At 67.2% G+C, this 16,978-nt stretch carries 20 protein-coding genes; 8 read left to right on the top strand and 12 right to left on the bottom strand.

The window, feature by feature from the left end; translation table 11 throughout:
- Nucleotides 1–78 precede the first annotated feature (78 nt).
- Nucleotides 79–216: a hypothetical protein gene (locus AC1RMD_RS17195; protein WP_492927902.1), complete on the top strand. Its 138-nt coding sequence runs from the start codon at nucleotides 79–81 to the stop codon at nucleotides 214–216.
- Here the strand turns inward: AC1RMD_RS17195 and AC1RMD_RS17190 are convergent.
- Nucleotides 213–650 carry an Mpo1 family 2-hydroxy fatty acid dioxygenase gene (locus tag AC1RMD_RS17190; RefSeq protein WP_492927901.1) on the bottom strand — a complete coding sequence of 146 codons (438 nt, stop codon included), beginning with the start codon at nucleotides 648–650 and terminating at the stop codon, nucleotides 213–215. The two genes, AC1RMD_RS17195 and AC1RMD_RS17190, sit on opposite strands and share 4 nt — an antisense overlap.
- Before the next feature lie 90 nt (nucleotides 651–740).
- Between AC1RMD_RS17190 and AC1RMD_RS17185 the strand changes: the two genes are divergently transcribed.
- A complete protein-coding gene (locus AC1RMD_RS17185; protein WP_492927900.1) occupies nucleotides 741–1,241 on the top strand; it encodes a DNA-deoxyinosine glycosylase in 501 nt (166 codons plus the stop codon).
- A gap of 70 nt (nucleotides 1,242–1,311) precedes the next feature.
- On the opposite strand, the gene AC1RMD_RS17180 is transcribed toward AC1RMD_RS17185, so the two are convergent.
- Genes AC1RMD_RS17180 through AC1RMD_RS17170 form a run of 3 tightly spaced genes read right to left on the bottom strand, consistent with a single transcriptional unit; the run spans nucleotide 1,312 to nucleotide 2,086 of the window.
- Nucleotides 1,312–1,545: a CopG family transcriptional regulator gene (locus tag AC1RMD_RS17180; protein WP_492927899.1), complete on the bottom strand. Its 234-nt coding sequence runs from the start codon at nucleotides 1,543–1,545 to the stop codon at nucleotides 1,312–1,314.
- Between the two features lie 38 nt (nucleotides 1,546–1,583).
- Nucleotides 1,584–1,730: a hypothetical protein gene (locus tag AC1RMD_RS17175; RefSeq protein ID WP_492927898.1), complete on the bottom strand. Its 147-nt coding sequence runs from the start codon at nucleotides 1,728–1,730 to the stop codon at nucleotides 1,584–1,586.
- Nucleotides 1,731–1,786: 56 nt separating this feature from the next.
- Complete coding sequence (locus AC1RMD_RS17170; RefSeq protein WP_492927897.1) at nucleotides 1,787–2,086, bottom strand: helix-turn-helix domain-containing transcriptional regulator; 300 nt, start codon at nucleotides 2,084–2,086, stop codon at nucleotides 1,787–1,789.
- 294 nt (nucleotides 2,087–2,380) lie between these two features.
- On the opposite strand from AC1RMD_RS17170, the gene AC1RMD_RS17165 reads away from it, so the two are divergent.
- From AC1RMD_RS17165 to AC1RMD_RS17150, 4 genes are all read left to right on the top strand, one after another.
- Entirely contained in the window at nucleotides 2,381–3,073 is a 693-nt protein-coding gene (locus AC1RMD_RS17165; RefSeq protein ID WP_492927896.1) for a cytochrome c biogenesis CcdA family protein, read from the top strand.
- 71 nt (nucleotides 3,074–3,144) lie between these two features.
- Entirely contained in the window at nucleotides 3,145–4,230 is a 1,086-nt protein-coding gene (locus AC1RMD_RS17160) for a sensor histidine kinase (protein WP_492927895.1), read from the top strand.
- Nucleotides 4,231–4,267: 37 nt separating this feature from the next.
- Nucleotides 4,268–5,296, top strand: coding sequence for a hypothetical protein (locus AC1RMD_RS17155; RefSeq protein WP_492927894.1), 1,029 nt, complete (start codon nucleotides 4,268–4,270; stop codon nucleotides 5,294–5,296).
- Nucleotides 5,297–5,312: 16 nt separating this feature from the next.
- Nucleotides 5,313–6,041 carry a LytR/AlgR family response regulator transcription factor gene (locus AC1RMD_RS17150; protein ID WP_492927893.1) on the top strand — a complete coding sequence of 243 codons (729 nt, stop codon included), beginning with the start codon at nucleotides 5,313–5,315 and terminating at the stop codon, nucleotides 6,039–6,041.
- Here the strand turns inward: AC1RMD_RS17150 and AC1RMD_RS17145 are convergent.
- The 3 genes from AC1RMD_RS17145 to AC1RMD_RS17135 are packed head-to-tail and all read right to left on the bottom strand — an operon-like array spanning nucleotide 5,977 to nucleotide 7,998.
- Complete coding sequence (locus tag AC1RMD_RS17145) at nucleotides 5,977–6,756, bottom strand: metallophosphoesterase family protein (protein ID WP_492927892.1); 780 nt, start codon at nucleotides 6,754–6,756, stop codon at nucleotides 5,977–5,979. The genes AC1RMD_RS17150 and AC1RMD_RS17145 overlap by 65 nt on opposite strands.
- Nucleotides 6,757–6,758: 2 nt before the next feature.
- Nucleotides 6,759–7,310, bottom strand: coding sequence for a cysteine hydrolase family protein (locus tag AC1RMD_RS17140; protein ID WP_492927891.1), 552 nt, complete (start codon nucleotides 7,308–7,310; stop codon nucleotides 6,759–6,761).
- Nucleotide 7,311: 1 nt separating this feature from the next.
- Complete coding sequence (locus AC1RMD_RS17135) at nucleotides 7,312–7,998, bottom strand: GNAT family N-acetyltransferase (protein WP_492927890.1); 687 nt, start codon at nucleotides 7,996–7,998, stop codon at nucleotides 7,312–7,314.
- Between the two features lie 109 nt (nucleotides 7,999–8,107).
- Between AC1RMD_RS17135 and AC1RMD_RS17130 the strand changes: the two genes are divergently transcribed.
- Nucleotides 8,108–8,485, top strand: a complete 378-nt coding sequence (locus tag AC1RMD_RS17130) for a Rossmann-fold NAD(P)-binding domain-containing protein (RefSeq protein WP_492927889.1) — start codon at nucleotides 8,108–8,110, stop codon at nucleotides 8,483–8,485.
- A gap of 6 nt (nucleotides 8,486–8,491) precedes the next feature.
- Here the strand turns inward: AC1RMD_RS17130 and AC1RMD_RS17125 are convergent, their stop codons facing one another.
- The 4 genes from AC1RMD_RS17125 to AC1RMD_RS17110 form a co-directional block, all read right to left on the bottom strand.
- Nucleotides 8,492–11,077 (bottom strand): BACON domain-containing protein, encoded by a 2,586-nt coding sequence (locus AC1RMD_RS17125; protein ID WP_492927888.1) that lies wholly within the window; start codon nucleotides 11,075–11,077, stop codon nucleotides 8,492–8,494.
- Nucleotides 11,078–11,203: 126 nt separating this feature from the next.
- Entirely contained in the window at nucleotides 11,204–12,388 is a 1,185-nt protein-coding gene (locus AC1RMD_RS17120) for a tetratricopeptide repeat protein (protein WP_492927887.1), read from the bottom strand.
- 122 nt (nucleotides 12,389–12,510) lie between these two features.
- Nucleotides 12,511–13,728 carry a DUF2863 family protein gene (locus AC1RMD_RS17115; protein ID WP_492927886.1) on the bottom strand — a complete coding sequence of 406 codons (1,218 nt, stop codon included), beginning with the start codon at nucleotides 13,726–13,728 and terminating at the stop codon, nucleotides 12,511–12,513.
- A gap of 6 nt (nucleotides 13,729–13,734) precedes the next feature.
- Nucleotides 13,735–14,601: an HDOD domain-containing protein gene (locus tag AC1RMD_RS17110; protein ID WP_492927885.1), complete on the bottom strand. Its 867-nt coding sequence runs from the start codon at nucleotides 14,599–14,601 to the stop codon at nucleotides 13,735–13,737.
- Between the two features lie 244 nt (nucleotides 14,602–14,845).
- Between AC1RMD_RS17110 and AC1RMD_RS17105 the strand changes: the two genes are divergently transcribed.
- The gene (locus AC1RMD_RS17105; protein ID WP_492927884.1) at nucleotides 14,846–15,415 is read left to right on the top strand and encodes a DNA-3-methyladenine glycosylase; all 570 of its coding nucleotides are present in this window, start codon (nucleotides 14,846–14,848) and stop codon (nucleotides 15,413–15,415) included.
- Here the strand turns inward: AC1RMD_RS17105 and AC1RMD_RS17100 are convergent.
- On the bottom strand, nucleotides 15,320–16,978 hold the full coding sequence (locus tag AC1RMD_RS17100; RefSeq protein ID WP_492927883.1) for a methyl-accepting chemotaxis protein: 1,659 nt from the start codon (nucleotides 16,976–16,978) through the stop codon (nucleotides 15,320–15,322). The two genes, AC1RMD_RS17105 and AC1RMD_RS17100, sit on opposite strands and share 96 nt — an antisense overlap.

Raw genomic sequence — 16,978 nt, 5'->3', positions numbered from 1 at the left:
GTATCGCTGCGTAAATCTTGAGCAATTTGCTGAAAATGCAAGTATGATGGAATGACACATCAATCAAGGGAGGGCGGCATGAATACCGCGCTGCAAATCAAAGTCGTCGGCTTGCTGGGCTATGTCGCGGTCAGTACCGCGCTGGTGCTGTTGCTGGCCGACGAGGAGATGCAGAGCGCCGCCCAGACGCTGCTGGCGTTTTCAGGCTTCCACTAGTACGCCAGCTTCATCCGGCGATACAAAAATCCCAGCACAAACAGCGGCCCGATCAGCAGGAAGCGCAGGTCGTCGAAAAACGACGGCTTCTTGCCCTCGATCTTGTGGCCGATGAACTGTCCTATCCAAGCCAGCACGAAGATCGCCAGCGACAGCGGCAGGATGGCGCGGTCGGGCAGGGCGGCCAGCAGGGCCAGCATCAGCGTCGTCATCAGCAGCATGCCCACCGCGAACGGTTTCGACAGCTTGAAGTAGTAGGCCAGCGAGGCCAGCGTGACCGCCACCGCCAGCAAGGGATGCGCCGCCCACAGCAAGCCCAGCAGCGTAAAGACGATGATCGGCACGCAGACGAAGTGGATCATTTCATTGATGGGGTTGAGGTGGCTTTCGCTGTACTGGGCCAGCAGCGTATCGATGGTGCGGGGTTGCGACATGGGTGTCTCCGGTTTTTTTTAGTATGGTCGTGCCGTCGGTAAATTCTACACCTGAAACGCGGCGTCGCCGCGCTTGGGTACAATGCGGCCATGATCCATGCCACAGATCCCCTCCGCCCCGCACTGACCGGCCTCGCGCCGGTGATCGATGGGCGCACGCGCATCCTGGTGCTGGGCAGTTTTCCCGGCGCCGCCTCGCTGGCGGCGCAGCAGTACTACGCGCATCCGCGCAATCTGCTGTGGCCGATTTTGTCGGCGCTGACGGGTGAGCCGCTGGCCCAACTGCCGTACGACGAACGCCTGCCGCGTCTGCTGGCGCACGGCTTCGGCCTGTGGGATGTGCTGGGCGCCTGCGAGCGCGAGGGCAGCCTCGACTCCGCCATCCGCAAGCCGGCCGCCAACGACTTCGCCCGCCTGCGCGAGCTGTGCCCGCAGCTGGAAACGGTGGGTTTCAACGGCCAGACCTCGGGCAAGTTCGCGCCGCAGTTTGCCGCCGAGGGGTATCGGACGCTGGTGCTGCCCTCGACATCTCCGGCACATGCCTCGCTTAGTTTGGCTCAAAAGCTGGAGCAGTGGAAAGTGCTGCTGTAGACCATCCCGTCGCATTGGATGTGGCCAGGGGCCATCCGTGCAATCAGAACGTTTACGTCTGGCAGGAATTTCATCCTGGGAGCTCATCCCGCAATTTGTTGGCCATTTCCAGTGTGGAAGGCATGGTTTTCGATTTCATTGGGAGTAGCGGCACACCATTGCGCGTGACATGGCTGGTCGCCTGCAGTTGAAGTGCTTGCCGGGCGAGCACAGAGATAACTTCACCGACGCTTTTGCGATGAAACGATGCTAGCTCTTTGGCGGCAGCGAGGACATCGTCGTCAATTGCTAAAGTGGTGCGCATGTTTCCCTCTGACGATCGAGTGATCAACATCGCTCATCTTACGCCACTTGAATACGCCGGTCCTGCCATGGAGGTGAACCAGACTTGGGTTCGTTAGGTTTCGGTTTGTAGCTGCCGCGGGCGCTCGCGAGCACGCGCTCGCGAATTTTCTCTTGCGGCATGATGCCAATAAAAATCGGTTTCATCACTTTTTTACCTCCTGCAGTATTCGGTCCAAGTCCGCCAGGGAAGCTCGCTTGATTCAGCGGATGGGGTGAACCGCCAAGCGCAAACCCATGGCATTCAACACCGCACGCAAGGTCTTCAGTGAGGGGTTTCCTTGTTTCGACAGAGTGCGATACATCGTATTGGGATTGGAGTCGGCCTGCCGCGCCACTTCTTGTATGCCTCCAAACGCCTTGCTGAGGGCCCTGAGCGCCAGCATCAGGTCCACTTCGTCGCCGGTTGCGAGTACATCGTTGAGATATTCAGCGGCGAGCGCAGGGTCGTTACGGAACATGGCGGCGGTCGCTTCGTCATGAGAGCGGTGTGCTTTTGTCATTTCTTCCCTTCCAGTCACGCAGCATTTCAATGGCCGCGGCGATTCCTGATAGTGATCTTTTCCATGAACATCAAGATAGTGGGTTATGCGATACAAATTAGCTTATAAGCGAATTTTTGCAAGTGGCCGGAGGCCGCTCCGCCGCTGTATCGCCGAAAAGCGCAGCTCCATCCCCGGAATAACTGCCTTCATCCCCCTGGCTCACCTGCCCTGGCAAGCACGCCCTAGACTGATCGCCGATACAAACGAATTTCGCCTGGAGCCAGGCTTCATCAATCAAGACAGGGATAGACAATGAATGGAATAGAGTTGGGGTTTGCCTTCCTGGCGGGCCTGGCGATGATTGCTAGCCCTTGCATACTGATGGTATTGCCGATTTTGTTGGGTAGCACCACAGAACGGAGCAGCCGACCCGTTTTTATCATCCTGGGTTTTGTCACTTCATTTACCACGGTGGCGTTGGCGTTTGCGAAAGGCGTGGGTGTTGCGGGGGCATCGCCGGTCCTGATACGTCAAATAGCCATTCTCCTGCTTGCCGCGTTTGCCGTCGTACTGCTGTGGCCTGCCTTGTATGCGCGCATGAGCCTGATGTTGCAGGGTGTTTCGGACCTGGGCATGAAATTGGCTCCCAGCCCGGGCGCGGGGAAAACCGGGGGATTCATCATCGGCTTGAGCCTGGGAGCGGTGTGGACGCCGTGTTCCGGACCGGTCCTGGCCTCCATCATCGCCCTGGTGGCGGGCTCCGGGAATCTGGGCCGGGGCCTGGCCTTGCTGCTGGCGTTTGGCATGGGCACCGGCCTGCCGATGCTGCTGATCGCGTATGGCGGCAAAACGATCAGTGCGCGTCTGCCCATCCTGGCCCGCAACGGCCTGGCGCTGCGGCGCGGCTTTGGCGTGGTAACCCTGGTCTTGCTGGTCTATATGCAGTGGCAGCAGTATGACGAGGCCGCTGGCTGGTTGGCCAACCGATACCAGGGATGGTTGTAGGATTCCGAACCGATGCCGGGCGTGGCGAGCCTAGGCTTATACTCTGGCATCGATGACTATAGGTCTACTGTATGCATGAGCAATACCAACGCTTGCGGCATGGTCAGCTTCCCGCGCCGCTGTGGGGGCTGCTCGCCGTGGGCGTGCTGACGCTGCACTCGATCCTGCCCGACTGGCTATTCGCGGACGATCCCGCCTTCTTTTCGGCCGCGCAAACCATCTTGCTGTTTTTTCATACACTGATGGCCTTGCTGGTATGGGCTTGCGCGACGCACCTGAGCCCGCTCCTCGAACGGCGCTATCCGCTGGCGTTGGCGGCGCGCATGCTGGTGGGTTTGCCGGTCGTGCTGGCGGGAGGAATACTCGCCGCCGGCGTGGTCTACCTCTATCTGTTTCCTGCCGGGGCCGGGCGTCCTGATGTGCGCGCCGGCCACTATCTGGTGGTCTACCGCGCCGTCATGGTGGCGATGTTCATCTATGGCTGGTTGTTGATGCGCGACCATGCGTATGGACAGGCCGCGCGCGCGCTGCGCCTGCAGCTGGAAACCGATATGCTGGGGACCGACGTCGATCGCAGCGAACTGGCGATGCTGGAAGCGCAGATCGAGCCGCACTTCCTGTTCAATACGCTGGCGCATGTGAAACGGCTGTACCGCGTGGACGACGCGGCGGCGGATAATGTGCTGAGCAGCCTGATCGCCTACCTGGAGCGAGCGCTGCCGGCGTTGCGCAAGGCCGACTGGAGCGTCGCCGACGAACTCGATCTGGTGACCCTTTACCTGGGCTTGATCGAACAGCGTAGCGCTGGCCGCTTGCGCTACGCCATCTGTGCGTCGCCGGCGTCGCACGCGGTCCACTTGCCGGCGCTGACCATCGCCACCCTGGTCGAAAATGCCGTGCGCCACGGAGTCGGTCCGCAGGCCGGCGGCGGCCTGGTCCGGATTGACGTCGGACTGGACCAGCGTGTATTGTCGATCGACGTCAGCGACGACGGCGTCGGTCTGCGGCTGTCGTCGGGACATGGGCTGGGCCTTGCGACCGTGCGCGCCCGCTTGCGCGGCAAGTTCGGCGGCGGCGCCACGCTGGCGGTGGCGCCAGGCGACGGCGCTGGCGTGCGCGCAGCGATCCGCATCGCATTGGGGGCCGGACATGCTTGAGTGGAGCCGACAGCGGGGCGCTGCCGCGCTCGGACGATTGCGTTCGAACTACCGCCAGACGCTGGCGTTTGCCGCCATCGGCACGGTCACCGAGCGGCTCACGGAGGTGCCGGCGTGGTTGGTCCGCATCGAACGCGACGGCTGGGATGTGTTCCTGGCCGCGTTTGCCTGGGATTCGCTGGCCTGCGCGCTGGCCGCGCTGGTGGTCGCTTTCTCTGTCCGGCTGTGCATCGACAGCGGATCGGAGCTGATCCGCCACCCGGCCAGATTCCTGCTCCTGCTAACGCTCGGCACCACGGCCGCCACGCTGCTCGCCAGAGGCTTGCCGCTGGTGCTGGGCAATGGGCCGAGCGCCGACTTCGGCGGGCACCCCGCGCAGCTGGTCAATTTCTGGATGCAGACGCTGCTATGGGGCGGCCTGATCGGATGGCTGTATCTGCTTTCCCTGCGGCGCGCCGAAGACCATGCCAGGTTCACCGACCTGCTGGGCACGCGGGCGCGGCTCGCGCACCAGCTGGCGCGGGCACGCCTGGGGAGCGCCCGCGCCCAGGTCGATCCGGCCATGGTGGCGCGCGTGTTGAGTGTGGTCCAGCGTCGCTACCGCGGCACGCCGGCCGATGCATCGGCCTTGCTCGACCATCTGATCAGTTATCTACGGCTGGCGATGAGCCGCGGACGCGGCGGCCAGGACAGCCTCGCCGCCGAGATAGCGCTGATCCGAGCGCTGGTGGCCTTGCGCGCGGCCGAACACCGGATGGCGATCGAGCTGCGCGTGTTGCCTCAGGGCGCCGGTACGCAGACCCGTTCCGGCCCCTTGTTCTTGATCGCGTCCGCCTTGCTCGACGAAGCCATCGATGCCGGCGCGCGCGCGCTGCAACTGGAGCTGGCGGCCTGGGACGGGTATGTCGGTGTCGAGCTCGCCACTGGATCTGTCAACATCACGCCGGTGCGCATGGCCGCGCTGGCGCAGGCCGTGGCGGCGCTGCTGCCGGCCGGTCGGTCTGGATTGCAAACAGTGGTCAACCCGGGAGTGTATGGATATGTGGTCAAGCAAGTCTGCCAGTGAAACGGCCCCGAGGGCATTGATCGTCGAAGACGAGCCGGCGATGCAGGACGAGTTGCGCGAATTGCTCAGCGAGCTGTGGCCGGCGTTGACGATCGCCGGCCTTGCGGCCGATGGCGACGAGGCCTTGCGCCAGATTGCCCGCCACGCGCCGGAGATCGTCTTTCTCGACATTCAGATTCCCGGTCCCAATGGACTCGAGCTTGCCCGCCTGGTGCGCGAGCGCTGCCACGTGGTGTTTGTGACCGCCTTCGACGCCCACGCGATCGAAGCGTTCGAGCATGGCGCGGTCGACTACATCCTGAAGCCGATCGATCCCGAACGGATGGCGCTGACCGTGGGCCGGCTCCAGCAGCGCCTGGCCGCCAGGCCGGTCGGCCTGCCGCCGCAGGTCGGGCCGCACGCGCCGCAGCGGCCGGCGTCGTATCTGCGCTGGATCACCGCGTCGGTGGGCGATGCGATCCGGCTGATCATGACGGACGACGTGGTGTTTTTCCAGTCGGACCAGAAATATACCCGGGTGGTGCTGGCCGATTCCGAGGTGCTGATCAAGAAAACGCTGAAGGAGCTGATGAGCGAGCTGGACCCGGATCAGTTCTGGCAAACCCACCGCTCGACGGTGGTCAACGCGACGGAGATCGCCAGCATCGCCCCCAATATGGCGGGCCAGCTGACCTTGAAACTCAAGAGCCGGCGCGAGTCGCTGCCGGTGGCCGAGGCGTTTGTGCGGCGCTTTCGCCAGATGTGACATAGCCGGTCATCAGCGCGACGGCCCAGTCTTCGCGGCCGTTGGCGCAGGCCAGTTCGGCCATGCTGCGGTGGTCGTAGGGGACGCTGAGCAGCTGCGCCTGCCAGCGTTGCTGGCGGCGCTCGACGATGGCGTAGCGGGCGTCGGGCGAACCGGATTCGATGGCGTGGGGATAGGGATGGTCGTCGGCGTAGGCCGGCTGGCCGACGCTGCCGGGATTGACGAGCAAGGTGCCGCGCGCGCTGCGCACGCTGCGCGGCACGTGGGTGTGGCCGCAGGCGACCAGGCTGGCGTCGACCTGGCCGAGGCGCTGTTCGATGTCGGCGGCGCCGGCGTGGCGCTCGGCCGTTTCCAGCAGGCCGGTGAGGTCGCTGGTGGGCGTGCCGTGGCACAGGAACACGTCTTCGCTGTATTGCAGCGCCGGCCGCAGCGTGGCGATCCACGCCAGTTCGGGCGGTGTCAGCTGCGCGCGGGCGTAGGCGTCGGCTGCGCCGGAGCCGGGATGCAGTTCCAGGATCTGCCGCTCATGGTTGCCGGCCAGGTGGACCCAGTCCTGCGCCATCAGGTAGCGCGCCGTCTCCAGCGGCAGCAGCGGACCGGACAGGCTGTCGCCCAGGTTGACCACCGCGTCCACGCCCTGGTGGCGGATGTCGGCCACCACCGCTTCCAGTGCGGCCAGGTTGCCGTGGATGTCGGAGACGATGGCGATGCGCATGGCTAGCTATCCTTGAAGGTGGCCAGCAAGCCGGCCGTATCGACGATGGCGGCGTACTCGCCATCGAGGTTGGACAATGCCATGTAGTGTACATCGTCGGCGCTGCGGGGCGCGCCCGCGTAGTCGTTCTTGGCGTAGGCGTAGCAGGCGTCGGCCACCACGCTGGTGGCGAAGCCGAGGTTGCCGGCGCTGCGGGCGCTGGCCTCCACCGAGTTGTTGGTGCTGACGCCGGCCAGCACCAGGCGATCGATGCCGCGCACCCGCAGCCAGCGCTCCAGGCCGCTGTTGACGAAGCAGTCCGGCACATTCTTTTCCACCACATGTTCGTGCGCCAGCGGCGCCAGGCGCGGCTGGAATTCGGCGCCCGGCTGGCCCGGCCAGAACGGCGAACCCGGCGTGCGCGATAGGTGGCGCACATGGACCACGGGGGCGCCGGCCGCGCGCCAGGCGTCCAGCAGGGCGGCGATGTGGCGCTCGGCGTCGGGGTTGTTGCGCGCGCCGGCGGCCGGGCTGGCCATGCCTTGTTGCATGTCGATGATGATCAATGCTTGCATCTTATGTTTCCTCGCGGGAGATCACCCGCACCACCGACTCCAGGTAATCCTCGAAGCCCATGCGCAGGTAGAGTTGGTGCGCGTCATTGCTGCGCATGACGTGCAGGAAGGAGCGGTCGCCGCGCCGCAGGTGGCGGCGCACCAGCTTGAGTATCAGTTTTTTGGCCAGCCCCCGGCCCTGGTAGTCGGGATGGGTGCAGACGCCGCTGATTTCGCACAGCCCGGGCGCGCGCAGGCGTTCGCCGGCCATGGCCATCAGCCGCTCGCCGTCGAAGTAGCCGAAGTAGTCGCCCAGCTCGATGGTGCGCAGGCCGAACGGCCCCGGCTTGCAGAGCAGGGCCAGCTCCAGCGCCTGCGCCGCGTGCTGCGGGCCCAGCGGCAGGGCCTCCGGCGCCGGATCGGCGGCCGGCGTGGCGCCGCTCCAGAGCATGCGGAACATGGTGCTCTCGGCGTCTATCTTCCAGCCGGGCGGGGCGGCGCCGTGCCAGCTGTCGCAGTAGAACGGTTCGCCCGGCGCGCACACCGCCGCCAGCGCGGCGAAGTCCGGCCGGGCCGGATCGGCGAAGGCGACGATGGGGGAGAAACCCTGGGTGTAGCGGCGCGCGCCGCCGCTGCCGTCGGCGTGGCGCGCGTGGGCGCCGGTCAGGGTGTGCCAAAAGATGTGGTCCAGCAGGTCGTTGCGTTCCATGCAGCTTGCCTTGTCGAGGGAGCGTGGTTATGCTTGCTTTAAATACACTTTCTTTTTAACACAGATTTGACAGGGGTATACATCGCAGTTCAACTTAGCTGGGGACAAAATGGATAATCAGAAAATCGCCATCGTCGGCCTGGGCCGTATCGGCTCGGCCTTCTTGCGCAATATGCTGGGCCGCCGCGAGCGCGGCGTGGAGCTGGTGGGCGTGGCCGAGAGCGGCGATACGCCGGGCCGCCAGCTGGCGCTCGACGCCGGCCTGGCGGTGCTGACGCTGGACCAGATTGTCGCCCTGGGCGGCGGCGTCGACATCCTGTTCGACCTGACCGGCATCCCCGCCGTGCGGCGCGAGATCCGCGAAAAACTGATGGCGCAAGGCAATCACCACACGGTGATCGCCTCGGAAACCATCGCCCGCCTGATCTGGGCCATGACCAGCGACGACGAGCTGCCGCTCATCGCCGGCCGCAGCACCGGCTACTGAGTCGCCTTACGGCCCCACCGGGACGATGGTGGCCACGCCGTCGTCGGTGATGCCGATCAAGAGCAGGCCGTCGCCGGACACCGCCAGCTGGCGCGGCAGCAGCTGCTTGCCGTTGCCGACCAGCTTGTACTGGTTCAGCAGCTTGCCGGTGCTGTCGTACATCCACACATCGCTGAAGGCGGCCCTGACGGCGGCGCCGCAATAGATGCGGCCGTCGCTGCCCAGCTCGATGTTGTTGGGCGTGCCGTCGCCGGCCGCCAGGTAGCCCAGCACCCCCAGGTCGCTCGGATTGATGATGCTGCACAGCTTGGGCGCGCTGTTGGCGGTGTAGATCCGCGTGCCGTCCTGGCTGACGGCGATGTCCTGGCCCAGCGTGCCGGTGTTGGCGTGGCTGGCGGCCGGGATTTTGGCCGGGTACAGGGTGCCGCCGTTGAGCGCGGCGTAGTCGACGCTGAGCGTGGTGATCGCCACCACGGCGGCGTTCTCGGACTGCTGCAGCAGGCGGTTGCCGTCGCCGCTGGCGGCCAGCGTGCCGCCGCCGCTGAGCGGCAGGCTGACGCGGGCGTTGTTGGCGGTCAGGTAGGCGGCGCCGTTGCTCAGCACCAGCATTTCCACGCCGTTCGGGCGGATCACCTTGAGGCGGGTGGCCTGGTCGGCGTCGACCGCGATCTGCGACAGCACCGTCTGGGTGTTGAGGTCGATGGTGACCAGCGAACGGCTGCTCAGGTTCAACAGGTACAGGTAGTCGCCGTTGGTGCTGGTGGCCATGTCGCCCAGGCTGGCGCCCAGGCCGGCGATGGTGGCGGTCTTTTGTCCACTGTAGAGGTTGTAGACGTCGATGTAGGCGCCGCCGTTGTGCACATAGGCATAGGGCCGGATCGGGTCGGTGACCACGTTGGCGTAGGTCAGCACGGTGCTGACGTTGGCCTGCGGCGTGCGCGTGCCTTTCCACAGGGCGACGCGGATCGGCTCGGGCGCGCTGGCGTCGGTATTGAGCGGGGTCAGCGTGACGGTGGCGATGCTCAGCGTGTTCGCGCCCAGCGACACCGGGTCGGCCGTCAGGATCAGCTGGTTGCCGCTGACGCCGGCCACCAGCCAGCCCTGGCTGGAGACGGCGCTCATGCCGCCGAAGCTGCCGTAGTTGTCGCGCACGGTCAGGGTGCGGGTCAGCCTGGTCCAGGACGGCGTGGCGCTGAAGGCGACCCCGGTTTCCGACGGCAGCAGCTTGTGCTGGTCCTTGTTGATGGTCAGCAGCACCGGCGCCACCACGCGGTCGCCGTTGACGCGGGCGGTGGCGTTGACCAGCGTCGAGCTGACGCCGACGCCGGCGTTGGCCGGCAGCGCGCTGAAGGCGACGCTGCGGGCGGCCTGGTTGACGACGCCGCCGGCCAGGCTGGCGTCGGCCCAGGCGGGCAGCGTGTCGAACGACCAGGGCCAGGAATTGGTGACGGTGTTCAGGCTCAGCGACAGGCTCGGGCTGGTGCTGAAGTCGCGGCCGTAGGCGCCGCCCAGGGTGATGCTGTTGAGCGAGGTGCTCAAGGTGGCCGGGCTCAGGTTGAGCGTGACCGGCAGGCTGCGGCCGGCCTGGCCGCTGGCGCTCAGCGTGACGCTGCCGCTGTAGCTGGCGCTGGCCAGCGTGCCGACGGTGGGATCGACCGTCAGCACCGCGGTGGACGGCGTGGTGCCGCTGGTGGGCGAGACGCGCAGCCAGGCGCCGTTGGCGACGGCGCTCCAGCTGGCGCTGAGCTTGTCGTCGGTGTCGAGCGCGATCACCTGGTTCGGCACCGGGGCGCCGTTGATGGCGTTGAAGGTGACGCTGCCGGCGGTGACCAGGCCGCTCGGCTGCACCGACAGCGTGGCCGGCAGGATGGCGCTCTGGCCGTCGCTGGCGCTGATGGTCAGCGTGGTGCTGTAGTCGCCCACGGCCAGGCCGCTGGCGTCGAAGGCGACGCTGAGGCTGCCGCTGCCGCTGCCGGCGGCGGCGCCCGGCTTGAGCCAGGCGGCGCCGCTGCTGGCGGTCCAGTTGCGGCCTTCGCTGCGGATGGCGACGTCGATCGCGGCCGGCGCGGCGGCGCCGACGCGGGCGGTGCCGCTCAGCGCGACGGCCGGCGTGGCGCTGAAGGCCAGCTGGCCGACCGCCGTCACCTGCAGGCTGTAGGGCAGCTGCATCGGCGAACCGGGCAATTGCGAGGCGCAGCCGCTGTCGCGGCACAGGCGCACCGTGAAGGTGCCGCTGTAGGTGCCGGCTGTCAGCGACGGCGCGGTGTGCAGCACGGCGTGGTATTGGCTGTCGCTGTCGCGGATCAGCTGGGCGTTCGGCAGCAGCACGCCGTTGTTGTCGACCACGCTGGCGAGCACGCTGGCGGTATTGGCGAAGTCGGCCGGCCTGGCCACGGTGGCGATGACGTTGAGGGTGGTCGAGGTGCCGGCGGTGACGCTGGCGCGGACGGTGTCGGGATTGAAGCTGAGGGCCGGCGAGACCACCGGGGTGCCAGGATCGGCGCCGCCGCCACCGCCGCCGCCGCCGCCGCATCCGGTCAGCAGGGCGGCCAGCAATAGTGGCAGGAGGTAGACGGACCTGGGTCTCTGCATGGCGGTATCCTTGGGGTAAGCACAGCTTGATTTACACATTTTACAATTGTTGCGTATTTGCAACTATGTGTCAAGCGTCGGGACGCGCGCACGGCCGCGCCCCGGCCAGAATACCATCGCGCGCAGCTATTTGCCCGTCGCGTGCGCCTCATACGCGCGGATGCGGTCCAGCTTGGCCGAATACAGGTCGTGGTCGCCGCGCGTGGTGCTGTTGGCCAGCGCCTTGGCCATGTGGGCGTCGGCTTCGCGCAGCTTGCCCAGCTGGTAATTGGCCAGCGCCAGCCAGAAGTGGAACTCGTGGTAGTCCGGCACCCGCTCCACCTCGCGCTTGAACAGCTCGCGCGCGCGGCGGTAGTCGCCGGCCTGCATGGCGGCCTGGCCCAGGTTGAAGAAATGGAAGGGCGGGTCGGGTTCCAGCTGGGTCAGGCGGATGCGCAGCCTGGCCGCCTCGGCCTGCTTGTCCGGGGTGTGCTGGGCGTCCAGCGACTGCACCAGGTTGGACAGGAAGATGGTGTTGTCGGGCGATTGCGACAGCGCGTAGCGCAGCGCCTGCTCGGCCTCGGGCAGGTTGCCGTGGTGCTGGTAGACCACGGCCAGCGTGTTGTAGGCGTGCAGGAAGCCCGGGTCCTGCTCGACCGCCTTGCGGGCCGACCAGTAGGCCTCGTCCAGCTGGCCTTGCGACAGCAGCTCGGCGGCGCGGTTGTTCAGGTACATGGCGACGATGGTGTGTTCTTCCAGCGGCCGGGCGTTCTCGCGCGCCTTGGGCGGGATGGGGATGAAGTCCACCGTCAGCGCGTTCGACAGGTCGACGCTGTAGGCGTCGCCATGGGACAGGCGCGGCCGGCCCAGCGCCAGGTTGACGTGGTTGCTGGCGAAGTACAGGTTGCCGGCGCGGCTCCAGCTTTCCTCGACCTCGACCTGCTGGAACTGCACCACCAGGTTGAGCTCGCGCGCCAGCGCGGCCGTCATGATGGCCAGCGACAGGCAGTTGCCGGCGCGCGCCTCGAAGGTTTGCGCGGCGTCGCGGGTGATGGCGGAATCGTATTCGAGCTGCAGCTTGTCCTTGCGGTAGAGGGCGTCGAACAGCTCGCGGCGCGGATCTTTGCGCGTCAGGCTGTGGCCGATTTCGCGGCTCAGGTAGCTGCGCATGGCGGGGCTGACGGCGAACACGTGGGCGGTGTCGACCGGCGCCGCCGGCGGCTGGAACAGGGGATCGTGGAACAGCATCGGCGCCGCCGCGCGCGGCGTCAACGACGGCCCGGCGCAACCGCACAGCAGCGCGGCGCACAAGGTCAGGGCCCATGGTTTCATGACGTGTCTCCCTTTGCTGCGGAGCACAAGCCGGCGCCGCACCAGGCAGCGGATTCTGGGTTCCGCTTGAGGAAAGTATCCTCGGCTCGCGGGGCGATGTCAAACGGGAATTTGCGGCCGGCTTAAGCCAGCGGGCGCAGCTCCAGCGGCTCGCCGTCGGCGTCGAAGCGCAGCGCCACCTGCACCGCGCCGATGCCGATGCTGGCCAGGGCGTCGCGCAGGTCGTCGACCTCCAGTTCCAGGTCGGCGCCGAGGTCGAGCGGCTTGTCGCCGCTGGCCAGCACGGCCTCGCCGTCGCGCAGCTGGACCCGCAGCACCATCTCGTCGTCGATGTCGGCCGGCGCGATGACGGCGTTCAGCCCGGCCGGCGCGCGGCCGTCGATGGCCTGGTTGAGCGCCGACAGCAGCTGCAGCATCGCGTATTCGGACTGGCCCTGTTCGCGGGCGCCGAAGAACAGGTCCTGGTACAGGAAGTTCAGGCGCAGCGCGCCGTCACCGCGGCCGCGCCCCAGGCAGCGCGCCACCAGCGGCGCGTGCTGTTCGGTCCACTTCTGGTAGCGCTCGGCGCGCCGGGCGAAATAGGCGTCGGCCGCCTTCTCGCCGGCCGGCACCTGGTAGAAGGCGTCGTCGGCGCGCTTCAGCGCGAAGCCGAGCAGGAAGCGCAGCTCGACCGCGGTGTCGTCGGCGCCGAAGCCGGTGGCCGCCCAGCCGGCCGCCATGCTGCGCTCGAGCGCCGGCGCGGCGGCGATTTTTTTCTCGGTCAGCGACTGCGCCGCCTCGCGCACCATGGTGTGCAGCTGGCCGTAGCTGACGCGTTCGAACTGATCCAGGTCGTAGCCGTGGCTGACCAGCACTACCTTGGCCTTGGGGCTTTCCAGGCCGGCGTCGGTGAAGCTGGCCAGCAGGGCTTCGTAGGCGGCGGCGTCCTGGAAATCGAAGGCCGGGTCGAGGCCGCCCTGGCTGTGGACGAACACCGGAATCGCGAAGGCGTCGATCTCCATCTCGGGCGCGCCTTCGCGGCGCAGCATCAGGCTGGCGGCGCCCTCCTCGACGGCGTTGCGCAGGTAGCGGTAGCCGTCGCGCGACTCGTCGCGCGCCAGCTCGATGGCGCCGTACAGCACCTCGTCCTTGCTTTGGTTGAGCAGCTTGCGCAGCAGGCGCTGGAAGTCCAGCGTCTTCTGGGCCAGTTCGGCGCGGGTGCTGTCGGCCACGATGTCGTGGTTGAACTCGCCATCGGCCAGGTCCAGCGCCAGCGCGCACAATTCGGTGGTTTGCTGTTCGTCTTTGAGTTCCGGGGAGTTCGCGGATTTGCGCGCTTGCGGGCGCTTATTTTTTGGCATTTTTATTTATCGTTCGGTGTGGAAGGCTTCGTGCAGTTCGTCCAGCAGGTCGGCGGTTTCATCCTCGGACAGGCCGAGGTGGCGGCAGGCGCGCTCGCCGCCTTTTTCCCACTCATACGACAGCTTGCTGCCGTGGAAGCGGGCGATGCCTTTTTCCGCCAGCAGCGCCAGCGCCACCAGCGAGCGCACGGCGTCGTCGGTGGCCGGGTCGTCCAGCACCCGGTAGTCGTGGTGCAGCAGGATGGCCCAGGAGACGTCCGGCGACAGCCCCCAGTTGCGCGCCAGCAGGCAGCCGATGGCGGCGTGGTTGGTGCTGTAGCGGCTGTCCTCGATGACGGTGAAGGCTTGCTCGGCGTCGTCGCAGGCGTCGGCGTAGGTGGCGGCGTAGTCGGCGAAGCGGTTCATCAGCAGCGGCACGCCGATGTCGCAGAACAGGCCGAAGGTGTGGGCGATGTCGGGCGGGGCGATGCGCAGCGTGCGCGAGAAGAACACCACGGCCTGGGCGCGGCGCGCCGAGATTTCCCAGAACGCGTTCAGGTCGGCTTCCTTGCCGTCGATGGCCTGGCGCGCCAGCAGCCCGGTCAGCAGGGCCGCGCACTGGTTGATGCCGAGGAAGTTGATGCCCTGCTCGACCGACTTGGCCTTGCGCGCGGCGCCGAAGAACGGCGAGTTGGCCAGCTTGAGCAGGGCGCCGGACATGCCGACGTCGTTGCCGATGATGCGGGCGATGCGGCGCGGCGACGGGTCGGACTGGGCCAGCTCGCGCTGCAGGTCGACGAGCAGGCTGGGCCGTGGCGGAATACGGATGGAGCGCATCAGCGCTTCTTCCACCGCGTTTTCAACTGGCATGGCTGGGGCTGCAACTGTCGTCATGGTGTTCTTCAGGGGTACGGGGTGGGCGATGCAATACAGCACTATAAACCAGCGGCGCTCACTCATGCTGGGCATGCTTACCCCGATTATCGCCGCAAGCGTGCGCGGCGGGCGTGAATTTATCCTGAATTTCTGCCGCCCCCACCATATTTTGTCGCTAATTTCCGTTAAGTGCGGCGATTCGATAATCATTTGTTATGTGTTTGGTGGTTGTCCAGGCCAGACGGGCGTCTACAATACGGCCATGGACCAGCACCTGGCAGGCATCGATTTCAGCGCGCCCCCGGCCGAGGTGGCGCGGCGCTTGATCGGCGTCACCCTGCTGGTGGCCGGGGTCGGCGGGCGCATCGTCGAGGCCGAGGCCTACGACCGCAGCGAGCTGGCCGCGCACAGTTACAACGGCCCGACGCCGCGCAATTTTTCCATGTTCGGGCCGCCGGGGCGCAGCTATGTGTACCGCTCGCACGGCCTGCACTGGTGCCTGAATTTCGTCTGCCGCGAGGAGGGCCACGGCGCCGGCGTGCTGATCCGCGCGCTGGAGCCGCTGGCGGGACTGGCGCAGATGCGCGCACGGCGCGGGCTGGACGACGAGCGGCTGCTGTGCGCGGGGCCGGGGCGGCTGTGCCAGGCGCTGGGCGTCACGCGCGCGCACAACAACCTGGCGCTGGACGCGGCGCCGTTCGCGCTGCTGGCGCCCGGGCGGCCGGCGCCCGAGGTGCTAGCCGGCCCGCGCATCGGCATCAGCAAGGCGATGGAGCTGCCGTGGCGCTTCGGCCTGGCCGGCTCGCGTTTTTTGAGCAAGCCCATGCGCTGATTGCGGCTCCACCTTGAACACCGACACCGCCTGCGACAGCTGCACCGCCTGCTCCTGCAGGCTGGCGGCGGCGGCGGCGGCCTGTTCGACCAGCGCGGCGTTCTGCTGCGTCACATCGTCCATCTGCCCGACCGCCTGGTTGACCTCGGCGATGCCCTGGGCCTGTTCGACGCTGGCCTTGCTGATGCGGGCGATCACCTCGTTGACCTGCTGCACCGACTCGACGATGGCCTCCATCCGCTCGCCGGCCTGGTGCACCGAGGCGCTGCCGCTGTCGATGGTGGCCACCGAGGCCGAGATCAGCGCCTTGATTTCCTTGGCGGCGGCGGCCGAGCGGTGCGCCAGCGTGCGCACCTCGCTGGCCACCACCGCGAAGCCGCGGCCCTGCTCGCCGGCGCGCGCCGCTTCCACGGCGGCGTTCAGCGCCAGGATGTTGGTCTGGAAGGAGATGCTGTCGATCACGCCGATGATGTCGACGATCTGGCGCGAGCTGGCGCGGATCGAGGCCATGGTCTGCACCGCCTGGCGCACCGCGGCGCCGCCGTGCTGGGCCAGGTCGGCGGCGCCGGCCGCCAGCTGGCAGGCTTGCTGGGCGCCGGCGGCGTTGTCCTGCACCGCGCGGGTCAGGCTGGCCATGGCGCTGGCGGTTTCCTCCAGCGAACCGGCCTGCATCTCGGTGCGGCTCGACAGGTCGAGGTTGCCGCTGGCGATTTCGTGGGCGGCGCAGTCGATCGCCTGCACCGCCGCCAGGATCGCGCCCAGGGTCTGGGTCAGCTTGTGCATGGTGTGGTCCAGCATGCGGGCGGTGTCGGCGATCTCGTCGCGGCCGCGGTTGTCGCCGCGGCCGGCCGCCAGGCGGCCGGCGGCCAGCGCCACCACCACGTCGGCGATGGCGCGGATGTCGTGCAGCATGGCGCCGCGCACCGCCATGGTCACCCCCAGCGACAGCGCGATCGACAGCAGCACGATCGCCGCCATGCTGGTGACCAGGGTGTGGAACTCGGCCGCCGCGCGCGCGTAGGCCTGCTCGCTGAGGCTTTTCTCCAGCGCCGACAGCTGCGCCAGCTGCTCGTTCAGCAACAGGAACTGTTTTTCGCCGTGGGCCATGGCGTTGGTGGCGATGCTCTGGTCGATGCTGGCCATCTCCATGGTGTCGCGCACCGCCTTGCGGTAGGCGGCCAGCGATTGCAGCGTCTGCTCGACGATCTTGCGCTCGGCGGCGTTGCGGTCGGCCGCCGCCAGCGTGTCGAGCTGGCGCAGCTGGGTTTCGATGGCGGCGTGGCCGGCCTTGATCTGCCTGGACAGCGCGTCCAGCCGGGGCTGGGAAAAGCTGCCGTTGACCCAGGCCAGCAGCTGGTAGATGTGGGCGTGGGCATAGCGGGTTTCGCCGGTGATGTCGGCGGCGGTGCGCAGGCGGGCGGCGCGCACCTGCACCAGGTTTTCCAGCGAGGCGTTCTGGCGCACCATGCCGTAGTAGGCGGCGGCGGCCGTGACGATCAGCAGCAACAGCACCAGGCCGGGCGCCAGCAGCAGTTTGGGACCGATACGCAGTTTGCTCAGCAT

Source organism: Duganella sp. GW822-FHT06D06 (genome assembly GCF_058799615.1).
The sequence above is the reverse complement of the archived record's forward strand: the minus strand, read 5'-3'. Positions and strand labels throughout refer to the sequence as shown.

Excerpts from the sequence above, each read along its gene's own strand:
- AC1RMD_RS17105 (WP_492927884.1), top strand. The coding sequence starts at position 14,846 with ATGGACCAGCACCTGGCAGGCATCGATTTCAGCGCGCCCCCGGCCGAG.
- AC1RMD_RS17120 (WP_492927887.1), bottom strand. The coding sequence starts at position 12,388 with ATGAAACCATGGGCCCTGACCTTGTGCGCCGCGCTGCTGTGCGGTTGC.
- AC1RMD_RS17100 (WP_492927883.1), bottom strand. The coding sequence starts at position 16,978 with ATGCTGAGCAAACTGCGTATCGGTCCCAAACTGCTGCTGGCGCCCGGC.
- AC1RMD_RS17185 (WP_492927900.1), top strand. The coding sequence starts at position 741 with ATGATCCATGCCACAGATCCCCTCCGCCCCGCACTGACCGGCCTCGCG.
- AC1RMD_RS17135 (WP_492927890.1), bottom strand. The coding sequence starts at position 7,998 with ATGGAACGCAACGACCTGCTGGACCACATCTTTTGGCACACCCTGACC.
- AC1RMD_RS17145 (WP_492927892.1), bottom strand. The coding sequence starts at position 6,756 with ATGCGCATCGCCATCGTCTCCGACATCCACGGCAACCTGGCCGCACTG.
- AC1RMD_RS17125 (WP_492927888.1), bottom strand. The coding sequence starts at position 11,077 with ATGCAGAGACCCAGGTCCGTCTACCTCCTGCCACTATTGCTGGCCGCC.
- AC1RMD_RS17110 (WP_492927885.1), bottom strand. The coding sequence starts at position 14,601 with ATGACGACAGTTGCAGCCCCAGCCATGCCAGTTGAAAACGCGGTGGAA.
- AC1RMD_RS17130 (WP_492927889.1), top strand. The coding sequence starts at position 8,108 with ATGGATAATCAGAAAATCGCCATCGTCGGCCTGGGCCGTATCGGCTCG.
- AC1RMD_RS17160 (WP_492927895.1), top strand. The coding sequence starts at position 3,145 with ATGCATGAGCAATACCAACGCTTGCGGCATGGTCAGCTTCCCGCGCCG.
- AC1RMD_RS17165 (WP_492927896.1), top strand. The coding sequence starts at position 2,381 with ATGAATGGAATAGAGTTGGGGTTTGCCTTCCTGGCGGGCCTGGCGATG.
- AC1RMD_RS17190 (WP_492927901.1), bottom strand. The coding sequence starts at position 650 with ATGTCGCAACCCCGCACCATCGATACGCTGCTGGCCCAGTACAGCGAA.
- AC1RMD_RS17175 (WP_492927898.1), bottom strand. The coding sequence starts at position 1,730 with ATGAAACCGATTTTTATTGGCATCATGCCGCAAGAGAAAATTCGCGAG.
- AC1RMD_RS17180 (WP_492927899.1), bottom strand. The coding sequence starts at position 1,545 with ATGCGCACCACTTTAGCAATTGACGACGATGTCCTCGCTGCCGCCAAA.
- AC1RMD_RS17115 (WP_492927886.1), bottom strand. The coding sequence starts at position 13,728 with ATGCCAAAAAATAAGCGCCCGCAAGCGCGCAAATCCGCGAACTCCCCG.
- AC1RMD_RS17170 (WP_492927897.1), bottom strand. The coding sequence starts at position 2,086 with ATGACAAAAGCACACCGCTCTCATGACGAAGCGACCGCCGCCATGTTC.
- AC1RMD_RS17195 (WP_492927902.1), top strand. The coding sequence starts at position 79 with ATGAATACCGCGCTGCAAATCAAAGTCGTCGGCTTGCTGGGCTATGTC.
- AC1RMD_RS17140 (WP_492927891.1), bottom strand. The coding sequence starts at position 7,310 with ATGCAAGCATTGATCATCATCGACATGCAACAAGGCATGGCCAGCCCG.